We start from the raw sequence: 19,852 nt of genomic DNA, 5'->3' as shown, positions 1-19,852 counted from the left end.
ATAAAGTGGGTGTGGGTTTTCAATAATTCATTTTGCATAAAGGCGGGAGTGGATAGCCCATTATAACAACAAACTGAAATCACTCTATTTGCATTGATAAATTCATCGCATGAACATTCATACGTGATTAAATGCTCAAGTGGATCTTCACGAGGAAAAGGAACCTGCCCCCAAGTGCGGACATGACAACCTTGATCAAGATACGGTTGTACGAGTGCCATCAATTCTATTCCAGCCCCCGTATGATTAAAGTGATGCCCATCTAAATAAAACTCATGGCTATCAATCCCGATAATAGAATGAAGTTGAAGGTCACTGACCCTCATTTTGACTAGTTCCCTCTTAATTCTTTCGATCATTCCTTCCGTTTCCATTAAAAAAATGACGGCTTCCTTCTGGATACCCTCATAAATATACTGGACAGCATTCCCTACATACATATCCTCATCAGTAAACATATACAAAATATGTCCACCATTTTCCATTAAAGTAGGATTGTTAATCAATGAAGTAATCGGATCAAAAACAGTCATGGAGTTTCTCCTTTCATGGGGATGTTTGTCTCACTTGAATATGAGTAGAGCAGCTTTAGCCAAGCTAGAAAATGCCTGTCTCTCTCTTTCTATCATTCGGTCAATAGATGAATTATTCAGATTATTTACATCGGAATTAAGGAGCATTTTTATTATATAAAAATTATAGATGATCGTCTGTTTTAAGTAAATTGATAACTTACTATGTAGAGGCTATAGAGATTTAACACAATACATAAGCAACCTGAAGCTAAATTCTCTGTAGTGCTTCAGATTGCTCTAAAAATTTGCGTGAGATCCTCTTTTTAACACTAAACAAAATGGGAGTAGGACCCCCCGATAAATTACACTATTTTTACATTATTCTACAAATTTTCCACTTGTTTTACGTATTTCATTTAATCTCTACATATTTCTCTCTATTTTGACACCCTTAATTCTGATATAATTATTCACGACTACTTCAATACTTTTTACGTTAATATCTCTAGGATTATGGAAGTAGTTAATTACTGGAATGAAGGACTCTAAAACCAGTTGAACTTTGTTTATGTTGTCCTAAGTGATGACATTGAAATGCACAATACTAGTTTGAGATACTAGAAAACTCATATTTTTAAGGAGTTGATGAACCAATGAAAAATAAATTAATTGGCATCCTTGTTGTAGGTACACTTGCCATAGGATTAACTGCCTGCTCAGATTCTTCAGAGAAGGCTGGTTCATCCGTAGAAAAACAGGATGATTCTGAAGTAAATACGCCTGCTGAACAGATAGATAAATCAGCTGATTCTACAAAAGGAGATAAAGATGTGGAGAAAGAAAATCAAGATCCAACTATTACAGCTCTTGTTAATAAGCAAAATAGTGTAGGGGAAATATATGAACCTACCGATCTTGTGAAGTTAGACGTTCCCACTGTGTTAGAAAACCCAGAAGTCAATCAGCTAAGGAAAGTTGCTGCTGATGCCTTGAAAGCAATGTTTGAGGATGCAAAGAAATCGGATATTTATTTATATGCCCGTTCTGGATATCGTTCCTATCAAACACAAAATCAACTATTTAATAGTTATGTGGAGAACCATGGAAAAGAAGCAGCTGCCCGTTTCAGTGCGGAGCCGGGACAAAGTGAGCATCAAACAGGGCTTGCCATGGATGTAACGAGTGAAAGTGTTAATTTCCAGTTAGATGAGAGTTTTGGTGAAACTACAGAAGGTGTGTGGCTTCGTGAGCATGGTCATGAATATGGATTTATCATTCGATATCCACAAGATAAAGAAGATATAACTGGTTATATTTATGAACCGTGGCATATTCGTTATTTGGGAGTAGAACTTGCAACAAAAGTTTATGAGAGTGGATTAACTTATGAAGAATACCTAGAACAGGAGGGAAATGAGTATGAGGGCGTCTAGAAGTAAGGGAACCAACCGAATGAAGTCACTTATCTATTTCGTGATAGGAATTGGTCTCATAGGCGGGGTATCTTTTATGCTTCTAGGACTTGCACAAGCAAAGGCCGAAAATAAGCCCGAATCAGCGAAAGTCGACGAACCGAATGAAACGAATACGAGTGAATCGGAGATAATTGAAGAAAACCCATATACAGAGATTCAAATTGCGGCTGCAGGGGATATCATGTTTCATGATACACAGCTAAAGAGTGGTTATGATGAAGGTAGCAACTCATACGACTTTAAATCAGTCTTTGAAGATGTGAAGAACATCATAAGTACTGCAGATTTGGCGATAGCCAATTTTGAAACAACTACAGCAGGAGACGCTCAACCTTATACTGGATATCCTGTTTTTAATTCACCAGACGAGGTAATAGATGCGATTCAACATGCTGGCTTTGATGTCCTCACAACAGCGAATAACCATAGTTTGGATACAGGAAGTAAAGGGTTAAAGAGAACAGTTGAAGTGATTAACACAAAAGGTCTCGAGACCGTTGGGACTTATAGTAAAAAACCAGAATCAAGGATCTTGATAAAGGAAGTCAAAGGAATTAAGATTGCGATTCTATCTTATACCGAGATGATTAATAGTGTCGGGACTCAATATGCACCAGATGAGTTAAATGACATGATCAACATGATGGATAAAGATAAAGTTATCCAAGACATACAGGAAGCAAAAGATTCAGGTGCTGACCTTATTATGGCTTTTATGCACTGGGGTAACGAGTATGAGGAAAATCCTAGTGAAAAGCAAATTGAATATGCTGAACTGATGGCACAAGAAGGGGTCAATATTATACTGGGTAGCCACCCTCATGTTATTCAAAAGTCAGAGTATATCGAAGTGGGGGAGCAAAAATCTTTTGTCATTTATTCTATGGGTAATTTCATATCCAATCAAAGGATGGAAACACTTAGTAGTAAAAATGAACTTACTGAGGATGGGGTCATCGTCAAATTCGATATTCGGAAAAATAACGAAACAAATGAGACGACGATTGAACAAGTCAATTACGTTCCAACTTGGGTATATCGGAATATGGAAGAAGGGCAATCTAAATTTACTTACCGAATCCTCCCTATTGAAAACTTCTTGAACAGTAGTGAAATAATTGACGAATTTAAACCTCGAATGCAGCGCTCTATGGATGAGACAGTGGCTAAGATGGAAGGAACTCCATTTTAATATATATGTAGGCGATGTTACTTCTATTTTACAAAAAAACATCAAGGACCAATTTAATAAAATTGGTCCTTGATGTTTTGATAATGAAAGCAAAAATTTCACATTTTTAATTTGTAATATTCATAGAACTCATAATCTCTAATAATTTTGCTTCCATTTTTTCATTGTAAATCTCATTGTCAATTTTCCCGCCGAGGGTTATAACTTTATCGCCATTTCTCTTATACAGTGCGTATTCTACCTGATTATTGGTCGTAGCCTTTATAGAATGATAGGCGTCTTCTAAGCCTGGATATTTATTTACATTTATTTCTTCTATTACTTCAGCTCCGTCTTTATAAAGTAAATCTTCAATAATTGAAGGAGCAACCGTTACATTCTCGTGGGAAATTCCGACTCCAAAGCCTATCCCTTCATTTTCCTCAATCCCTACCAAACCTATAAATCCATTATTTTTATCTTCGACAATAAAAGATTCAGGAATATTCATCTCAATATGCTCAATCATTTTTGGAGATTTAGAGCCACCGTTTTTATTTGCGTCATTCATAACGTCGTTTAACTCTACTTCTCTTTCAATGCTCTCCCCAGAATTTGTCGAGGCCTGTACTGTGTTACGATCAGTGTCATCTACATTGCTGCACCCCACTATAAATAATATTAACAATCCTATTAAAGAATATAACTTTCTATGCATGACTACTACTTCCTTTCACGAAATGTTATAGCTATATGTAAGCGAACACCATACTCTCCTAGCGAAAACGATGAGTACTAGACGAGTACATCGCTGTTTTGAACAGAAGTTGTTTTGGATTAAAGGGCAATCTTACTATATTCATCTGTATCCTTTTTACTATAAAAAGTACACTTCTATGAAAATAATAACATATTAACTGAAAAATTTGGTGAGATTTATCTTAATTTGTAGAATACTGGGAAATGATATTGATGAAGTCAAGAAAAAGAGGCGTTTCATAAAATATCGAAACACCTCCAAATAAAAAAAGTAGGATATATTTGTCATGACAATGTTAGTGGAATTCCCTTAATTATTTTTAAAATAAGATTAACAGTTAACACTACTATTTAACTGTTGGGGTATCTTATTAAGTGGTAAGTTATATATTTATAGATAAATCTACATTCCAATCAAGGAGTTACCTTATATGTCTCATACTCTTGAAACCTTCAATTAACTTCGCGCGGGCTCCTTTTCTCCACGCCTTAACAGCCGATACAGATACATTCTCCACCTCAGCAATTTCTCTAATGGAGAGATCTGCTAGTGCTGTGTAAAGAACCCACTTCTTTTGATGATCGGTTAAATCGGTGCAATAGGTAAGAAGATTTTCCTTTTCTAATGGAATTTGACTGGAGTCATCCTGAAGCAAATTCCAATATTCTTCATCGGGTATCACGCAGTTCTCTTCGTGATGATTCCGTTTTGTTAATTCTGTCAATATCCGACCACGAATGTACGCATAGGCATAGCTGGTGAAGCTGCCTTTCTCACAATTAAAGCGTTCACTGGCTTGCCAAAGGGCAATAAGACCTGTTTGATAGAACTCTTGTTGATATTTGTAGATATTGAGTGAGTGAATAATTTTCCAAATCATCGCTCTATACTGCTCTTCTAATTCATAAAAATCCTTCAAAATTTTTCCCTTTCAGGAAAGCGCGCTTGCCACAAGTATTCCTAGGTAACTTAAACATAGCGAGAATACTGGGTATGGTCGAATTGCTTAAAATGACTATTTATGAAGGAAAAGGGGGTGAAATTTGATTTTTCAAGTATTTATTTAGTGAACTATGTTGAATCACCGGAGAATAAATGAATTTTTATATGAATTAAGCAGAAATAAAAAAATCCCCCTGCAAGCAGGTGGGAATTAGTTAACGTCCGAATAAGCTAGAAAAGAAGGAGAGAATTTTGGCAAAGAAACCTTTCTTTGCTTCATCTGCTGATTCCGTTTCCTCAGTCAAGGTTTGAACTTCGTGACCTTCAACAACCTGGATTAGTTCATCTTCAAAGTAATCACGGACTTGTTGGACTGTTTCTTCATTAAAAGGAGAGATGCCAATTTCTACTTTACTATTTAGAATATCAGTCGAAGTATGGTAAACAGAAATCCCTTTGTCCTGAAATATTTTTTCTTCAAAAACGGCTTTATCAATTTCACTTTGTTTGTCCATCAATTCTTCTTCTGTATACGGTACAACTCTAAAAGAAATCTCTGTTGGATCCTGTACTAGTGCGTCAATCCCTTTTTTTATTTCTGCTGGTGGTTCTTCTGTAAAAGAAAGGACAATCACGCCTAATGGTTTTTCTTCTCGATTAATATGAAGACTAGAGAAAATGTCGGATGCATATTCATCTATATAGATGCGGATCTTTTCGATTGCATCTGTATGATTGGGATCGATTCCAGCTTCTTCCCATTCTATCGTCATTTCCTCGAGTGGCTGTTCCAATTCAGCCGCTCCACTTTGGAGATTGACTATCAATCCTAAGATTGAGAGGAGGGAAAAGATCAATACATTTTTCTTGTTCACAATAGCACCCCCTTGTTTAAATTTCTATCTTTTTAGACGAATTTAAAGAGGGAAGGTTACGCTTTCATAAACAAAATGGGGAAAAAAGCTGAAAGTACTTGGACAGTCCATTCCGCTAAATCAATTCGTACGATGTGATTTTTTTTATTATACCTGACGTATCAATCTGAGAAGTAGTATTTTCTCAAAACATCTCTATTGTAAATATTTATTACTAGTGTTTTTCCATTAGGAGAAATTTAAGTTATATATTGTATAAATACTGTCTTCTTGAGCTTTTAGTATACAGTAGGAAATTTGGAATGCGCACTTTTATCCCTCTTTGGTAACGTAATTGTAGGGATTAGAATAATTTTCTTGTTAAAGGCGGGACTAAAGACTCTTACCAAACATTTATTTCGTGCTATTTTATTAATTAAGGACACATAAATCGTACGAAATGGCAAAATCATTGAAAAATGGTGACGCAAAACTATAGGGGCTAAGGAATAAGTCTAGGCCAGCCAGTTTCCGAAAGCGATTTTCAAGAGAACTCTGTCGGTTTATGTGAAATATAAGGAGGGTTCGCTGTGTTTCGTATTTATAAAAATTTGACTTACAAGTATCATATTTTTTTACAAAGATATAACGAGCGCTTGCTTAAGGATGCTCTCTGTGTAAATTTAAAGGCTGATTTGCAAGCAAAAGTTATTTACCATGGTCTAAAGGCATGTTCAGCAGTTAATAAGGTTGTTGAAAATACCAAGGATGAATTGAAACTGCGGCGTGAAACTGTTTAAAAGAGGACAGTGCTATAAATAAACAATACTAATAGCGAAGAAAGTTGCAATCTCATTGACTTAATAAGTTTTTTATATGTACTTTTATTTTCGATATAAAAAAGTGTATTGCGATTATAAGATCGAAATTGAATATCCATGGTTAGTAGTCCGATTCTTATATGAATGGGACTATTTTTTATGGAATGGATCAAGTATGTGTATATATGTGAAAAAGTGATGTTATTTAGATCAGTTAGTGATTTTCTATATAAAATGCTAGAATTAGTAGAAGAGATTTAAACGAGGAGGAGTCACCATGAATAAATGGGCAAAATGGATGGTTTTGATCATCGTACTATTAGCAGGTTGTACAAATAAAGGATATGATACAGCTATAAATAACGGCTATCAATCACTTGAACAGGGAAAATATGAGGATGCAAAAAACTATTTTGAAGAAGCCTATGAAGCAAAAAATACAGAAGAAACTGAACAAGGAAAAGAAATTGCGAGAATGATGCTTGAAGCGGAAACTGCTTTTGATGAGGGTAAGTGGGAATATGTATTAGGTTTACTTGATGAAATCGAAAATATAGGTAAAAAGGGAAAAGCTTATGATTCTGTAAAAGAGAAAATTGTCCAATTGAAACAAGACTCAGAAAAGTTGTATGCGCTGTATACAGATTTGGAAGCTAAGATGGGAGAAGCAAGTAATCATCGTAAAGAAAACGAATATGATAAAGCTGTTGCCATTTACGATGAAATTGAATTGGTTGATTCAAGCAATCATAGGATACAAGCTCTTGTAAAGCAAGCTGCAGAAGAATTGGATAAAACAAAACAAGAAAAAAAATCATCTCAAAATAATAGTAACAGTTCTAAAGATGAAGATGATGACTCCGTCGAAGAGGGAGAAAATGTAACAAAGCAAGGTGTGAGCATAGAAGAAGCTGAGAGAATCATCCGAGAAGCCTTAAAAATTCCTGCAGCGACCTATGTTCAATTTGACCACGAAGACGGTGATGATTTCATTATTCATGTATATGATATAATTAAAAATGAAGGTGAAGTAAGCCATACTGCAACATTGGGATGGTATAGAGTAAATAAGAATTCTGGGGAATGGTATGATTTAATGAATTAAAAAGCTTTACCCTTGAAGAATAAAAAGATCTAGCAGAAATCCCCCTCTGCTAGATTTTTTTATATTAATTATAGCTCTAGGTGTTCTTTCAGTTCAGCAATAACTGGTTGTTTCTCTTCATCCGAGATAATTTGGTAGTAAATTCCATTTATGTTATCGCCTTTTCCTTTTAGCTGAAGTTGATCAATATTATGTCTAGCTTCTTTATAATTCTTTTGGATATCCATCATTTCGTCAAAAGTCATATTAGTTCTAACATTTTTTCCTAATGCTCCAAAGATATCATCGAATCTAGTTAAAGAGTTGAAACTTGCTCCTTTATTAAGTACACCACGAATTACTTGTCTTTGTCTTTCTTGACGACCGAAGTCACCTTGAGGATCATTTTTTCTCATTCTTACAAAAGATAAAGCTTCTTTCCCGTTGAGATCAAGTTGTCCCTCTTTGAATTGATGGCCATCCTGTGTGAAGCTAATTGCGTTATTAACGGTGATACCGCCAACTGCCTCAACAATATCCTGAAATCCTTCCATGTTCACTTTAATATAGTAATCAATTGGGATATCTAGGAAATTCTCGACGGTTGCCATAGACATCTCTTCATTTCCAAAAGCGTAAGCATGATTAATTTTATCCTGAGTTCCTCTTCCGATAATTTCTGTTCTTGTATCACGAGGGATACTTAACATTTTTACGGATTTTAGTTCAGGATTGACAGTTAATACAATAATAGTATCTGAACGACCTTTATCTCCCTCTCTTTGGTCTACCCCTAACAAAAGGGCTGAAAAAGGTTCTTGGTTTCCAAAATTAACTTTATCAGTACGCTTGTCTGAAATTTCACGTGAAATAGGTTGATGCATTGTGTCTACTGCGTTTGTTAATGATTTATATATGGTGAAAACATAAGCCCCTATTCCAATCAGTAACACGAGTAATGTAATACCGGTAATACGCAACCATTTGCGTTTTTTCTTTTTCGCTTTATCTACCCTCATAAAATAAAGACCTCCAGAGCCCCAAATTGATATAATTATCTATATAGTATCAAATTACTACAAAATAACCTATGATTTTTTTATCGAATATATAAAACGGTACTTTACTGAATCGGTTTAAGTTGAAAGTATTTGTATCATCAATATTCCCCAAAAATTATGCATAAGTTATTGTTATTTACTCAACTTTCGCATACCAAATTAGGCAGGTAAGCTCTGATATAACTAGGCAGACCTGCAATCCATTGTTATAGTTGATTTTTAAGTAACTCAACTTTAGCACATTGAATTAGGCAGGTAGGCCTTGATATAATTAGGTAAGCCAGCAATCTAGTGTTGTAGTTGACTTTGAATGAACTTTTTTTGGTACTCTCTTTTTGGAAATCTTGAAGAAGCCCGAGTAACTGCACGAGTGTGACAGCCATATTGAGATCACTAATTTCATCACAATGATCATAAAATAGACCACCTAATGACTTGAACCCCCCATTACTATTGTTATAAACTAGAACATGAGAATTAGGGTACTAATGAGTTAAAGTTAATATGTTAAATTAGAATTGGATATTTTTTGAGGGAGGCAGTAAGTACCCCTTTGGTAAGGTTAAAAGAAAGTATATGTCTCGAAATGTTGCTTTATGAGGCTATAATCTGTCATGAATTGTAAAAATAACGTAAATATTTATAAAGGAGAGAGCTTAAATGAAAATAACAATAGCTGGTACTGGCTATGTTGGCTTATCCAATGCAATTTTGTTAGCGCAGCATAATGATGTTGTTGCTCTCGATATCATTCAAGAAAAGGTAGACATGATTAACAATAAGATGTCTCCTATTATTGATAACGAAATTGAGAATTATCTAGCATCAAAAGAATTAAATTTATCTGCAACTACCGATTATGTTAAGGCATATAAGGGTGCAGAATATGTAATTATCTCAACTCCGACAAACTATGACCCTGAAATGAACTATTTTAACACAAGTTCTGTTGAAGCTGTTATAAGTAATGTTTTATCTGTAAATCCAGATGCAATAATGGTTATTAAATCTACAGTTCCAGTTGGCTATACTGAGAACATAAGAAAAAAATATAAATCAAATAATATCGTTTTCTCTCCAGAGTTCTTAAGGGAAGGAAAAGCTTTATATGATAACCTTTATCCTTCAAGAATAATTGTTGGAGAGCAGTCTGAAAGAGCAAAAGTGTTTGCTGACTTGCTCGTTCAAGGAGCGCTTAAAGAAGATATTCCTGTCTTATTTACGAATTCAACTGAAGCAGAGGCCATTAAGCTTTTTGCAAATACTTATCTTGCCATGAGAGTTGCCTTCTTTAACGAACTAGACTCTTATGCAGAAGTAAGGGGTCTAGATTCGAAACAAATCATTGATGGTATTGGTCTTGATCCACGTATAGGAAGTCACTATAACAATCCATCCTTTGGGTATGGAGGTTATTGCTTACCAAAAGATACAAAGCAGCTATTAGCAAATTATTCAGATGTGCCGAATAGTATTATGACAGCCATTGTTGAAGCTAATAGGACAAGAAAAGAGCACGTTGCCGAAATGATTCTTAAGAGGAATCCAAAAGTAGTCGGAATTTATCGTCTTACTATGAAAATGGATTCTGATAACTTTAGGCAGTCAGCTATTCAAGGTGTTATGAAACGAATCAAAGCTAAAGGGATTGAAGTTGTTGTATTTGAACCAGCACTTCATGAAGAAACATTCTATAATTCTAGAGTTGTTAATGACTTTGAAGAGTTTAAAAAGATAAGTGATGTGATTGTGGCGAATCGTTTGTCAGATGAATTAAAAGAAGTAGCAGAAAAAGTCTATACTCGTGATCTATTCACTAGGGACTAAAGAAATCCAAATAGGGGGTTTGCCTGCTGGTATGTTTTTAGTAAATTTGATAAACTTTATAAAAGGACATACCTATTATAGGTATTGACGTTCAGAATGTAGAGAAAGTTTTTTTGGGACTTCATCTCTTCAGATTTGAATTCATCGAGTCTACAAATTAATCAAATACTAGTTAAAAAATATTACCATGTGCATATTCTAGCTTGGTTAGCAACATGAAAATCTCCGATAGAAGGCGGATTCTTTACCCTGTAACCAACAGTAGCGAAGCCAATGCGGCTCTTAGAATCTGCGAAGCTTCGCTCTGTTTTTTTCTGAATTTAACAGTATTCGCAACATTACTCTTTATTACTTTTTCGGTTTGTGGTCAGGAAAATTAGCACTCTTGATCATTGGGACAAATGTATAAATTTCCTCCACTCTCGTATGTGAATATTTATTTAGGAAATAAACCTCTTGTAGAGAGATATCTTCTATGGGGAATGACACCAAATATGTTTCGGTCAGACAGCCCTTTACGAGAGGATTAGTAAGATAACCTGAATCCAAGGCCACAGATTCCATCGTAAATCCATAATGCTTTTGCTTTATATGACGATCCAGAGACGACTAAGATAAGGGACCGAATCATGAACATTTTCTGTTGTTACATACACGTACGTAATAATATTGATCTTCATGTTGGTGGTCCAATGATCAAGATAACAGAACATTTCTTGCTTGTTATTACGGGTAATAAAATCGCATTCGGGATCTATTGTGCTTACCTGTTATTACCTCTGCGAGAATCAAAAGATGATCCATAACGTTCCATAACAAATGCTTGTCCAAGTGATTCACAGTATTTCAGTTGATCTACTTTATTTGAATAGGACACTAGCAGTAAATAAGTCTGAGCATGTTTTTAACGCCTCTATCTGTATTCCTCTTGCATATGCAACCTTAATACTTCGTGTAGAAACCCATTAATTTGTTTGATCCATAGATTCACCTCTTTTTCAGTTGGGTAATTTGAACAAGGAATATTATGAGGAGCGATAATCACAAACCTTAGGGATTTTATCAAGATGTTTTCCGTAAGAAATTGATTCCCATAATTTCTCTTACTCGAACAGTAACATAAATGTAATTATGCAGCTTTCTTCCAAAGCTCAGGATAATCTATTGATTAGAAGTAGAAAATGCGATTCGCCCAAATGTGAACAAACAAAAAAATTGGCTTTTCTCTGTTACTGAAACCGGTGAAAAAGCGAACACCATTTGTCTAAGTGAAACAGAAACAGCGTCGATTTTTATCAATACTCGGTTAAAATTTTTACGATTCTTCCCAATTTACCGTTCTGTTCCCAATGAGAAACTTTATATAATTACATGCCTTGGTAGAAAAATATCCAATTGACATGTACAAATAGCCAACTACTTAAAATTTCTTAAGATAGTTGGCTATTTGTCGTGCGTACCGAAAAGGTATTTATATATTTCATGTTTACAGTATTCGGAGTATTTTTTATTAGAAGCTATCTAAAGGTACCAAATTAAATCAAATGAGAATTGTGAAAAAATGTCAATTTGAATTTAGTAAGAACTATGAGAAATAACAAAACAGAAGAAACAAAACAAGTTAAGTCTGTTTTGTTTCTTCTGTTTCTATTCATTATTGTCACTGACCATGTGCTTGCTCAATGATTTCATCATGGTCGTCTTCGTTTTGACCGTAGCTTGAGGTTCCAAGTTCTAGGTGGGCCTTTAATGTTGATTTTATTTCGATAAGGTTTGGCTCATCAATTTCGTAGTAATAAATACGGTTACCTTTACTATTTGGGATCCACAAGTCTTGACCTTTAAGATTAAGGTTTTCGATGTCTAATGAAGTTCCTGCTGTAGCGTAATTAAAGAAGGACTTCATTTGATTAAATGATAAATCAGTTTCCATGTTAGCTCCGACTGCTTCAATAACATTAGCGTACTTAGTAAATGAACTTGCAGAAATAGACTTGCTAATAATTGATTTAAGAATTTCTTGTTGTCTCTTTCCACGTTCAATATCGCTATCTAGCTTTCGAGTACGTGCTAGGGCGAGAGCTTCTTCCCCATCTAATTGTTGAAGTCCTTCTTCTAAAGTAATCGCGTTTGCCTCATCTTTTGAATTTTGTTCCGAGAATGTATAAGGAACTTCAACCTCAATACCACCAAGTGCATCAACAATGTCAATAAAAGCATTGAAGTTAACTTTTACATAAAAATCGATTGGGATATCGAGTAATCCTTCTACGGTTTCGATTGTTGTGGCAGGTCCACCATGTGCATGGGCATGAGTGATTTTATCTTTATAACCAAGCTTTGGTACATAAACATAAGAATCTCTTGGAATGCTTAAAAGTTTAATAGAATTTGCTTTCTCGTTAAACGTAGCAACCATAAGAGCATCTGAACGTGAAGAATTATTAAATCCTCGCGTAGCACTATCATCTACACCAATGATGAGGATTGAAGTGTTCTCAACCTTTGTATCAGCCGCTGCAACTCGACTCGTATCTCTGTCTAAAGGTTTATAGGAGTCACCCATTACTGATTCGGCTTTATTATATAGAAATATTCCGTAAGAAGTTAATCCAAAACCTAATAATAAGATAGGTAATAAAATCCATGTGAATACTCTTCTTCTTCTCAACTTGCTTTTGTTTTGCCTTATATATTGTCTAGATTTAGACATCATCGTCATCCTTTATCAATTTTGACTTTTAAAAAATTTATTTTAAATTAATAAACGCCTAACAATTTTACTGTAATATTAAAATGTATCATAGTGTCTGCTTTTTCATTTATCTTCATTCATATTAAAAAAATAAAAACAAATACTGTTTTATTTTACTATTTTTTACGTGATTAGTAAAATAGATACTTATAACTAAAGACCCATATGCTGGTAAGGACAGTTTGTGTACCAATTTATAGAGCTAAAACTCCGATTTATTTTGCATCTTCCTCCAAATACAAAACGTCCCCTTCCCAAACCTTACACTGTCCATTCGTTAATTCAATCATCCATGCTCTGAAGATATCGGCTTGACTTTCTTCGACATAAGTTTCGATTTCGACAGCATCTAGATAGTGGATTTCTTTCACTGTATAGATGGATGATCTCAATTCATTTTCAAGCTTCCCAAGCCAAGTGTAGTCGACATTCGTATGCATGACCTTCATCAGCTTTCGTTCAACGACGCCTGTTGCGTTTATGCCTTCTGATGTTGCTTTCCCATATGCACGAATGAGGCCGCCAGCTCCAAGCTTGATTCCGCCAAAATAACGGGTGATTACGACGACTGTATCCTTCAGGTGCCGCTTTTTCAATACCTCAAGAATGGGGACACCAGCCGTACCGCTTGGTTCACCATCGTCATTAGCTTTTTGAATTTGGTCATGTTCTCCAATTAAATAAGCAGAACAATTATGGGTAGCGTTCCAGTGCTGTTTTTTTATCGTCTGAATAAATTCCTGGGCTTCTTCCTCTGTATTTGCTCTTGATATATGTGCGATAAATCGAGATTTATCAATAATTATTTCATTTTCTCCGTATCCCTTAACAGTCAAATAGCTTGGGAGCATGAGATCACTCCTTTTCTTAGTTTAATCAATTTCGTATTGGGGCACACTTTTAATTAAGTTGAAAAGTATGGTAAGTAACCGTAATTGTGGTATATAAAAAAATTCGACAATTCCATTATAATTCGACAAGATGCTTTGTTTCAAATTAACATCTCTCTGTAATGAAACTTTAACAGTGCTGACTTTTTGTCATGATATAATGAAACACGCGGAAAGATATCTCGAAATAATAAACTCTTACAGAAATATGTTGTAAATATCGATTGCAGCATCAGTAAATTGTGGAATGATAGGTAAAAAGTAATATTAATTATAAACTATTCTCCTCCTTTATAACGATTTTTTGACAGTTTTTGAACATTTTCAAGTTAGAAAGATAGTAACTTTTCCTAATTCAAGGTAAAATATTGTAAACTGATCAATTTTTATAATGACTGATGGAGTATTATAAAAAAATTTTCAAATTGTAGAGGGTTTTTGCTTCACTTGGAGGAATTAGTTTATGATAAAAAAATTCGATACAAAAACTCTTGATTTGATTTTGGACAAAATGGTGGAAACCGTTGGAGATAGTAAGGATGAGATTTTTCGCATTGGTGAGCAATGTCGAGGGGACTATGATTCCTTAGTCGAGGAATTAAGAGATGTGCGAAGAATGGTTGGCCAAATCATTGAAGAGGGCGATTCGTTAGAAATTAAATCGCGTGCTGCAAGAAGGCATCTTTCGGAAGTAAGTATGCATTTTAAGGACTATACTGAAGTTCAAGTAAGAGAAGCGTATGAGAAGGCTCATCAAATTCAAATGGATCTCACATTGAATCGACAGGCGGAGAAACAACTTCGTGATCGAAGGGATGATATTGAACGGAGGCTTGTCGGTCTTACAAGGACGATTGAAAGGGCAGAGCATCTTGTTTCGCAAATCACAGTCGTGATGAATTATTTAATGAGTGATTTGAAACAGGTTGGAGAAGCATTGCAGGATGCCAAGCTGAAGCAGGACTTTGGATTGAAGATTATCGAGGCACAGGAAGAGGAGCGGAAGCGTCTATCCCGCGAAATTCATGATGGCCCAGCGCAAATGATGGCAAATGTCATGATGCGTTCAGATTTAATCGAAAGAGTCTATAAGGAATACGGGGCCGATGAAGCATTGACTGAAGTCAAAAACCTTAAGAAAATGGTCAGAAATGCGTTATATGAGGTTCGCCGTATTATCTATGACTTGCGTCCGATGGCTCTTGACGATTTGGGATTAGCACCGACCCTCAAAAAGTATTTACAAACCATCGAAGAATATCATAATACAACGAAGATCTCTTATGTGAATGTTGGGGAAGAAAAGCGACTCCCGACGAAATATGAGGTTGCGCTTTTTCGTCTCATACAGGAGTCTGTGCAAAATGCTTTAAAGCATGCTGATGCAAATGAAATTAAAGTGAAATTGGAAATAGGGAAAGAATATATAACTGTTTTAGTAAAAGACAATGGACAAGGCTTTGATATAGATGAGAGAAAACCAGAGTCTTTTGGAATTATTGGTATGAGAGAAAGAGTGGAATTGTTGGAAGGAAAAATCACGATCAACTCAAAGATTGGAACAGGTACAGCCATTCTTATTCAAGTTCCATTAAAAAAATAATAGAGAGATTATTGGGGAGGCGAACACGCATGATTACGAAGATTATCATTATTGATGACCATCAATTATTTAGAGAAGGCGTAAAGAGGATTCTTGATTTTGAAAAAACATTTGAGGTTGTTGCTGAAGGCGATGATGGTGCAGAAGCGATCAATTTAGTAGAAACTCACCAACCAGATGTTGTGATCATGGATATTAATATGCCAAATGTAAACGGGGTTGAAGCAACACGTCAATTAATTGAGAAATACCCAACAACAAAGGTTATTATTTTATCGATCCATGATGATGAAAGCTATGTACAGCATGCATTGAAAACTGGTGCAACTGGTTATCTTTTAAAGGAAATGGACGCTGATGCCCTAATTGAGGCAGTCAAGGTCGTGGCAGATGGTGGTTCCTATCTCCATCCTAAAGTCACTCATAATCTAGTAAAAGAATATCGTAGATTAGCAGTAGAAGTAGGAGGAAATGGTGGTGGCTACCAATCACAAGTTGAAATTCGTCGCCCACTTCACCTCTTGACTCGACGTGAATGTGAAGTGCTTCAACTACTTGCTGACGGAAAAAGCAACCGTGGAATTGGTGAAGCCCTATTTATTAGTGAAAAAACTGTTAAAAACCATGTAAGTAATATCCTTCAAAAAATGAATGTAAATGATCGAACTCAAGCTGTTGTAGAAGCCATTAAGAATGGTTGGGTAGAGGTAAGATAATTTAATAGATTATATTGTTTTCTTTAAGCGCCGCAATCTGTCGGCGCTTTTTTGTATTTCAATACATACTAAAGTGCTATATACCTATAAGTGATGATGGGTAATTAGTTGTATATTCCTAGTGTTTATAGAAATATAATCGACAATTAATTGTCAACTGTTGTAAGATGTTACTAAACAATAGGAAATTATGGAAGCAACTCCCTTTTCTTATTTAGACCTATGGGCGGATGTTGATTATTGAAAATTAGTTATTAATATACAAATTTTGCATACCTTGTGTATGAGGTAAAAGGTTGATTATTTTTTACATAATAAGGAAGGTTAGAGGATGAAAGTATTAACCGCAACTTGTACAGATGTTGGCATTACAAAAGAAACCAATCAAGACAGCTTATGTTTAAAGGTTGCTGAAACTTCTATTGGAACAATTGTTTTAGCCGTAATTTGTGACGGCATGGGCGGGCTTTCGAAGGGGGAAGTAGCCAGTGCAAGTGTCGTTAATGCTTTTTCTAAGTGGTTTGACGAGGAGCTTCCGATTTATCTTGCAAAAAATGAAGTAAATAAGATTCAGCATCGCTGGAATCAAATGATTCAGGATCAGAATCAGAAAATTGGGGCCTATGGAAAGGAAATCAATGTAAAGCTAGGTACAACATGGACAGCGTTATTGTTCATAGATACAAAGTTTATGCTGATTGGTCATGTTGGAGATTCAAGAGTATATCGGATTCAGCACAAGCTTGAAGTTCTAACAGAAGATCAAACCGTTGTAGGAAGAGATGTCAGAAGTGGGAAGTTAACTACAGAACAAGCCAAGTCAGATCCGAGGAGAAATGTCCTTTTGCAATGTATCGGCGCATCAAAAATTGTGGAACCGCAATTTATACAAGGTACAGCTGTTCCTGGTGAAGTATATATGCTCTGTTCGGACGGTTTTCGTCACATGATCACGGAAGATGAAATGTATGATGCGCTTTCTCCACAAGTGTTAGGCAATGAAACCGTGATGGAAGAAAAAGCGAAAGAACTGGTGGAACTTAATAAGCAAAGGCAGGAAACGGATAACATCAGCGTTATGCTTATTAAAATTTTGTAAGGATGGGGATTGGACTTGGCTTCAATAGGCTCTGTTATAGAAGGTAAATTCGAAATATTGAAACTGATTGGTGAAGGCGGTATGTCAAAGGTGTACTTAGCCATGGACAAACGCTTGAACAAGCAGTGGGCGGTAAAAGAGATTGTTAAAAGAGGAAGAGATGAACGGAACGAAGTGGTCATCCAAAGTGCGATAGCTGAAGCACATATGATTAAAAAGCTTGATCATCCTTCTTTGCCGCGTATTGTAGACATCATAGAACATACAGATGTGATTTATGTGATTATGGACTACATTGAAGGTGAGCCGCTCGACAAAATTTTAGAGGCATATGGTGCACAACCTCAAGAAGTCGTCATTGAATGGGCAAAACAGCTTTGTGAAGTGCTCGATTATTTACATACATATGATCCGCCAATTATTTATCGTGATATGAAACCGGCCAATATTATGATGAAGCCGGATGGGAATCTTAAATTAATAGACTTCGGGATTGCTAGAGAATATAAGCAAGAGAATCTAGCTGATACCGTCAATTTAGGGACAAAAGGATATGCAGCGCCTGAACAATTCGGTGGCAAAGGACAGACGGATCCGAGGACCGATGTGTACTGTCTAGGTGTTACTTTGTATCACCTTGTAACGGGGCATAATCCAGCAGAGCCACCATATGAATTGCGTTTAATTAGAGAATGGGATCCACAGTTATCGAGTGGATTAGAGAAGATTATTCAAAAATGCACTCAACTAAATCCAGAAGATCGCTATCAATCCTGTGCTGAAGTGCTCTATGCACTAAATCATTATGAAAAAGTGGATGACGAATATCGAGCAAAGCAAAAATCAAAACTTCGTGCCTTTAGTATTGTTGCTGGAGCTGCATTATTAAGCTTAGGTGTAGGAATCACGGGCCAAGCGATGAAAAATCAAACCAATAATGCGGATTATCATAACAATATCCAAATGGCGGAGAAAGCTTCTACTGACGAAAATAAGATTGACTATTACTTAAGAGCGATTGATATTAAACCAACAGAGAACCTAGCTTATGAAGGATTACTGAATGCATTCAAAAATGATTTAGCTTTTACCGTAGAGGAAGAAGAGCAATTCCAGAAAAAAATCAACCCTCACCTAGTGGGATTTCGTGAAAATCCAGATTATGCTGATCTTGCCTTCGAAATTGGAAAAATATATTGGTATTACTACGATTATGGAAAAACTCCAGACAATGACAACCAAATCACACGCGTGAAAAGTTCGGTTCAATGGTTTGAAGATGCCATTACGTACGGAAGTGCTGAAAGTGAGTATTACGAAATGGCTACAGTATATCGTGATATAGGGAAGTTCAATCAAGAAATCACCCTTCATATTGAGGAAGCCTCTGATCAAGGGAAATATAGTCCCTATTGGGAAAATATTAAAGTGATGTTAGAGCTGATTGATAATAATCCCAATGAAAGTGAAATTGTAAAACTAGAACTATATAAGTTAACCATCTATTCTATCGAGACCTATGCTAGAAAGTTTAAATCAGATGGCGTCGAGGAAGAGGATATTCGTTCTGTTATAGAATCTGTAAAGAAAAGGACCAATGATGTTGCCGTTACGACGGAGAAAACGGAGCAAATCAAAAATGATGTGATCGATCGCTTTGGTAATACAGAAAAAGCTGTTGATAATGCATTTAGAAAGTAATAGGGGGATTCGAATGGATGCAGCAACTTGGCTTACGATCTCCATCATTGGATATTCCCTGGCAGGTATCTTACTAATTGTCACGATCATCCTGTTTTTTAAGATGAACATACTTGCGATTATTGGGGATTTAACGGGGAGAACAGCAGCCAGACAAATAGCGGAATTACGAGAAATGAACAAAATGACCGGTAATAAGCGGTTGCAGCCTAACGCTTTTAAAGGATTATTATCGAAGCAATTAACTCGGGATCGTCTCGAGAAAACGGAGGAGTCGTCTCAGCCACCCTTGGGTCCTACAGAAATAATTGATGAGACTGAAATTTTAGAGGATTTAGATGCCACTGTCATTCTATCAGAAGACACAGAAGTATTATCAAAAGAGATAGCAGCAACGGAATGGTTGAATGATACATCGGAACTTTCAAATGACAAACCGGGTACGACGGTATTATCCGATTCAGATGAGGATATAGCTATACCGGCCGTTGGATTTAAAAAAGTGAAGGACATCAAAGTTACTCATTCGAATGAAGTCATCAAGTAAGGAAATAGTCATATGATTTTATGGACGCTAG

Annotated in this window: 17 protein-coding genes, 1 pseudogene and 1 riboswitch; of the genes and pseudogenes, 10 read left to right on the top strand and 8 right to left on the bottom strand. The window is 35.8% G+C overall.

Annotated elements, in window-relative coordinates:
• A partial coding sequence (locus BMSHG_RS25940; RefSeq protein ID WP_019153884.1) for an MEDS domain-containing protein occupies positions 1 to 533 on the bottom strand: 533 nt, incomplete at its 3' end.
• A gap of 635 nt (positions 534 to 1,168) precedes the next feature.
• Between BMSHG_RS25940 and BMSHG_RS07805 the strand changes: the two genes are divergently transcribed.
• Both BMSHG_RS07805 and BMSHG_RS25935 read left to right on the top strand, forming a co-directional pair.
• Positions 1,169 to 1,948 (top strand): M15 family metallopeptidase, encoded by a 780-nt coding sequence (locus BMSHG_RS07805; protein ID WP_019153883.1) that lies wholly within the window; start codon positions 1,169 to 1,171, stop codon positions 1,946 to 1,948.
• On the top strand, positions 1,935 to 3,182 hold the full coding sequence (locus BMSHG_RS25935) for a CapA family protein (RefSeq protein ID WP_019153882.1): 1,248 nt from the start codon (positions 1,935 to 1,937) through the stop codon (positions 3,180 to 3,182). Before BMSHG_RS07805 ends, BMSHG_RS25935 begins: the two co-directional genes overlap by 14 nt.
• Positions 3,183 to 3,288: 106 nt before the next feature.
• On the opposite strand, the gene BMSHG_RS07795 is transcribed toward BMSHG_RS25935, so the two are convergent.
• The 3 genes from BMSHG_RS07795 to BMSHG_RS07780 form a co-directional block, all read right to left on the bottom strand.
• Positions 3,289 to 3,879 (bottom strand): hypothetical protein, encoded by a 591-nt coding sequence (locus tag BMSHG_RS07795; protein WP_019153881.1) that lies wholly within the window; start codon positions 3,877 to 3,879, stop codon positions 3,289 to 3,291.
• Positions 3,880 to 4,342: 463 nt separating this feature from the next.
• On the bottom strand, positions 4,343 to 4,840 hold the full coding sequence (locus BMSHG_RS07790) for a sigma-70 family RNA polymerase sigma factor (protein WP_019153880.1): 498 nt from the start codon (positions 4,838 to 4,840) through the stop codon (positions 4,343 to 4,345).
• A gap of 238 nt (positions 4,841 to 5,078) precedes the next feature.
• Complete coding sequence (locus BMSHG_RS07780; RefSeq protein ID WP_019153878.1) at positions 5,079 to 5,738, bottom strand: hypothetical protein; 660 nt, start codon at positions 5,736 to 5,738, stop codon at positions 5,079 to 5,081.
• A gap of 431 nt (positions 5,739 to 6,169) precedes the next feature.
• A riboswitch (cyclic di-GMP riboswitch) is annotated at positions 6,170 to 6,253 on the top strand.
• A 54-nt stretch (positions 6,254 to 6,307) separates the two neighbouring features.
• On the opposite strand from BMSHG_RS07780, the gene BMSHG_RS07775 reads away from it, so the two are divergent.
• Together BMSHG_RS07775 and BMSHG_RS07770 are read left to right on the top strand one after the other, a co-directional pair.
• A complete protein-coding gene (locus tag BMSHG_RS07775; RefSeq protein ID WP_019153877.1) occupies positions 6,308 to 6,517 on the top strand; it encodes a hypothetical protein in 210 nt (69 codons plus the stop codon).
• A gap of 298 nt (positions 6,518 to 6,815) precedes the next feature.
• Positions 6,816 to 7,643, top strand: a complete 828-nt coding sequence (locus BMSHG_RS07770; RefSeq protein ID WP_019153876.1) for a tetratricopeptide repeat protein — start codon at positions 6,816 to 6,818, stop codon at positions 7,641 to 7,643.
• 68 nt (positions 7,644 to 7,711) lie between these two features.
• Here BMSHG_RS07770 and tagU read toward each other — a convergent pair whose 3' ends face one another.
• Entirely contained in the window at positions 7,712 to 8,641 is a 930-nt protein-coding gene (gene tagU, locus BMSHG_RS07765; RefSeq protein WP_019153875.1) for a polyisoprenyl-teichoic acid--peptidoglycan teichoic acid transferase TagU, read from the bottom strand.
• 702 nt (positions 8,642 to 9,343) lie between these two features.
• Here tagU and BMSHG_RS07760 point away from each other — a divergent pair.
• The gene (locus BMSHG_RS07760; RefSeq protein ID WP_019153874.1) at positions 9,344 to 10,510 is read left to right on the top strand and encodes a nucleotide sugar dehydrogenase; all 1,167 of its coding nucleotides are present in this window, start codon (positions 9,344 to 9,346) and stop codon (positions 10,508 to 10,510) included.
• A 439-nt stretch (positions 10,511 to 10,949) separates the two neighbouring features.
• On the opposite strand, the pseudogene BMSHG_RS28000 reads toward BMSHG_RS07760, so the two are convergent.
• From BMSHG_RS28000 to BMSHG_RS07750, 3 genes and pseudogenes are all read right to left on the bottom strand, one after another.
• Positions 10,950 to 11,274: pseudogene (locus BMSHG_RS28000) on the bottom strand (IS5/IS1182 family transposase); the annotation flags it as partial.
• An 896-nt stretch (positions 11,275 to 12,170) separates the two neighbouring features.
• Positions 12,171 to 13,223 (bottom strand): LCP family protein, encoded by a 1,053-nt coding sequence (locus BMSHG_RS25930; RefSeq protein ID WP_019153873.1) that lies wholly within the window; start codon positions 13,221 to 13,223, stop codon positions 12,171 to 12,173.
• 257 nt (positions 13,224 to 13,480) lie between these two features.
• Complete coding sequence (locus tag BMSHG_RS07750; protein WP_019153872.1) at positions 13,481 to 14,116, bottom strand: YigZ family protein; 636 nt, start codon at positions 14,114 to 14,116, stop codon at positions 13,481 to 13,483.
• Between the two features lie 502 nt (positions 14,117 to 14,618).
• Between BMSHG_RS07750 and BMSHG_RS07745 the strand changes: the two genes are divergently transcribed.
• The 5 genes from BMSHG_RS07745 to BMSHG_RS07725 all read left to right on the top strand — a co-directional run bounded on the left by BMSHG_RS07745 (position 14,619) and on the right by BMSHG_RS07725 (position 19,821).
• On the top strand, positions 14,619 to 15,758 hold the full coding sequence (locus BMSHG_RS07745) for a sensor histidine kinase (protein WP_019153871.1): 1,140 nt from the start codon (positions 14,619 to 14,621) through the stop codon (positions 15,756 to 15,758).
• Between the two features lie 29 nt (positions 15,759 to 15,787).
• Positions 15,788 to 16,474 (top strand): response regulator transcription factor, encoded by a 687-nt coding sequence (locus tag BMSHG_RS07740; protein WP_019153870.1) that lies wholly within the window; start codon positions 15,788 to 15,790, stop codon positions 16,472 to 16,474.
• A 331-nt stretch (positions 16,475 to 16,805) separates the two neighbouring features.
• Positions 16,806 to 17,573 (top strand): PP2C family protein-serine/threonine phosphatase, encoded by a 768-nt coding sequence (locus BMSHG_RS07735; RefSeq protein WP_019153869.1) that lies wholly within the window; start codon positions 16,806 to 16,808, stop codon positions 17,571 to 17,573.
• 15 nt (positions 17,574 to 17,588) lie between these two features.
• A complete protein-coding gene (locus BMSHG_RS07730) occupies positions 17,589 to 19,274 on the top strand; it encodes a serine/threonine protein kinase (RefSeq protein ID WP_019153868.1) in 1,686 nt (561 codons plus the stop codon).
• 13 nt (positions 19,275 to 19,287) lie between these two features.
• Positions 19,288 to 19,821, top strand: coding sequence for a hypothetical protein (locus BMSHG_RS07725; RefSeq protein WP_019153867.1), 534 nt, complete (start codon positions 19,288 to 19,290; stop codon positions 19,819 to 19,821).
• Positions 19,822 to 19,852: the final 31 nt, after the last annotated feature.

It is taken from the genome of Robertmurraya massiliosenegalensis JC6 (genome assembly GCF_000311725.1).
GTDB classification, from domain to species: Bacteria; Bacillota; Bacilli; order Bacillales; family Cytobacillaceae; genus Robertmurraya; species Robertmurraya massiliosenegalensis.
The sequence above is the reverse complement of the archived record's forward strand: the minus strand, read 5'-3'. Positions and strand labels throughout refer to the sequence as shown.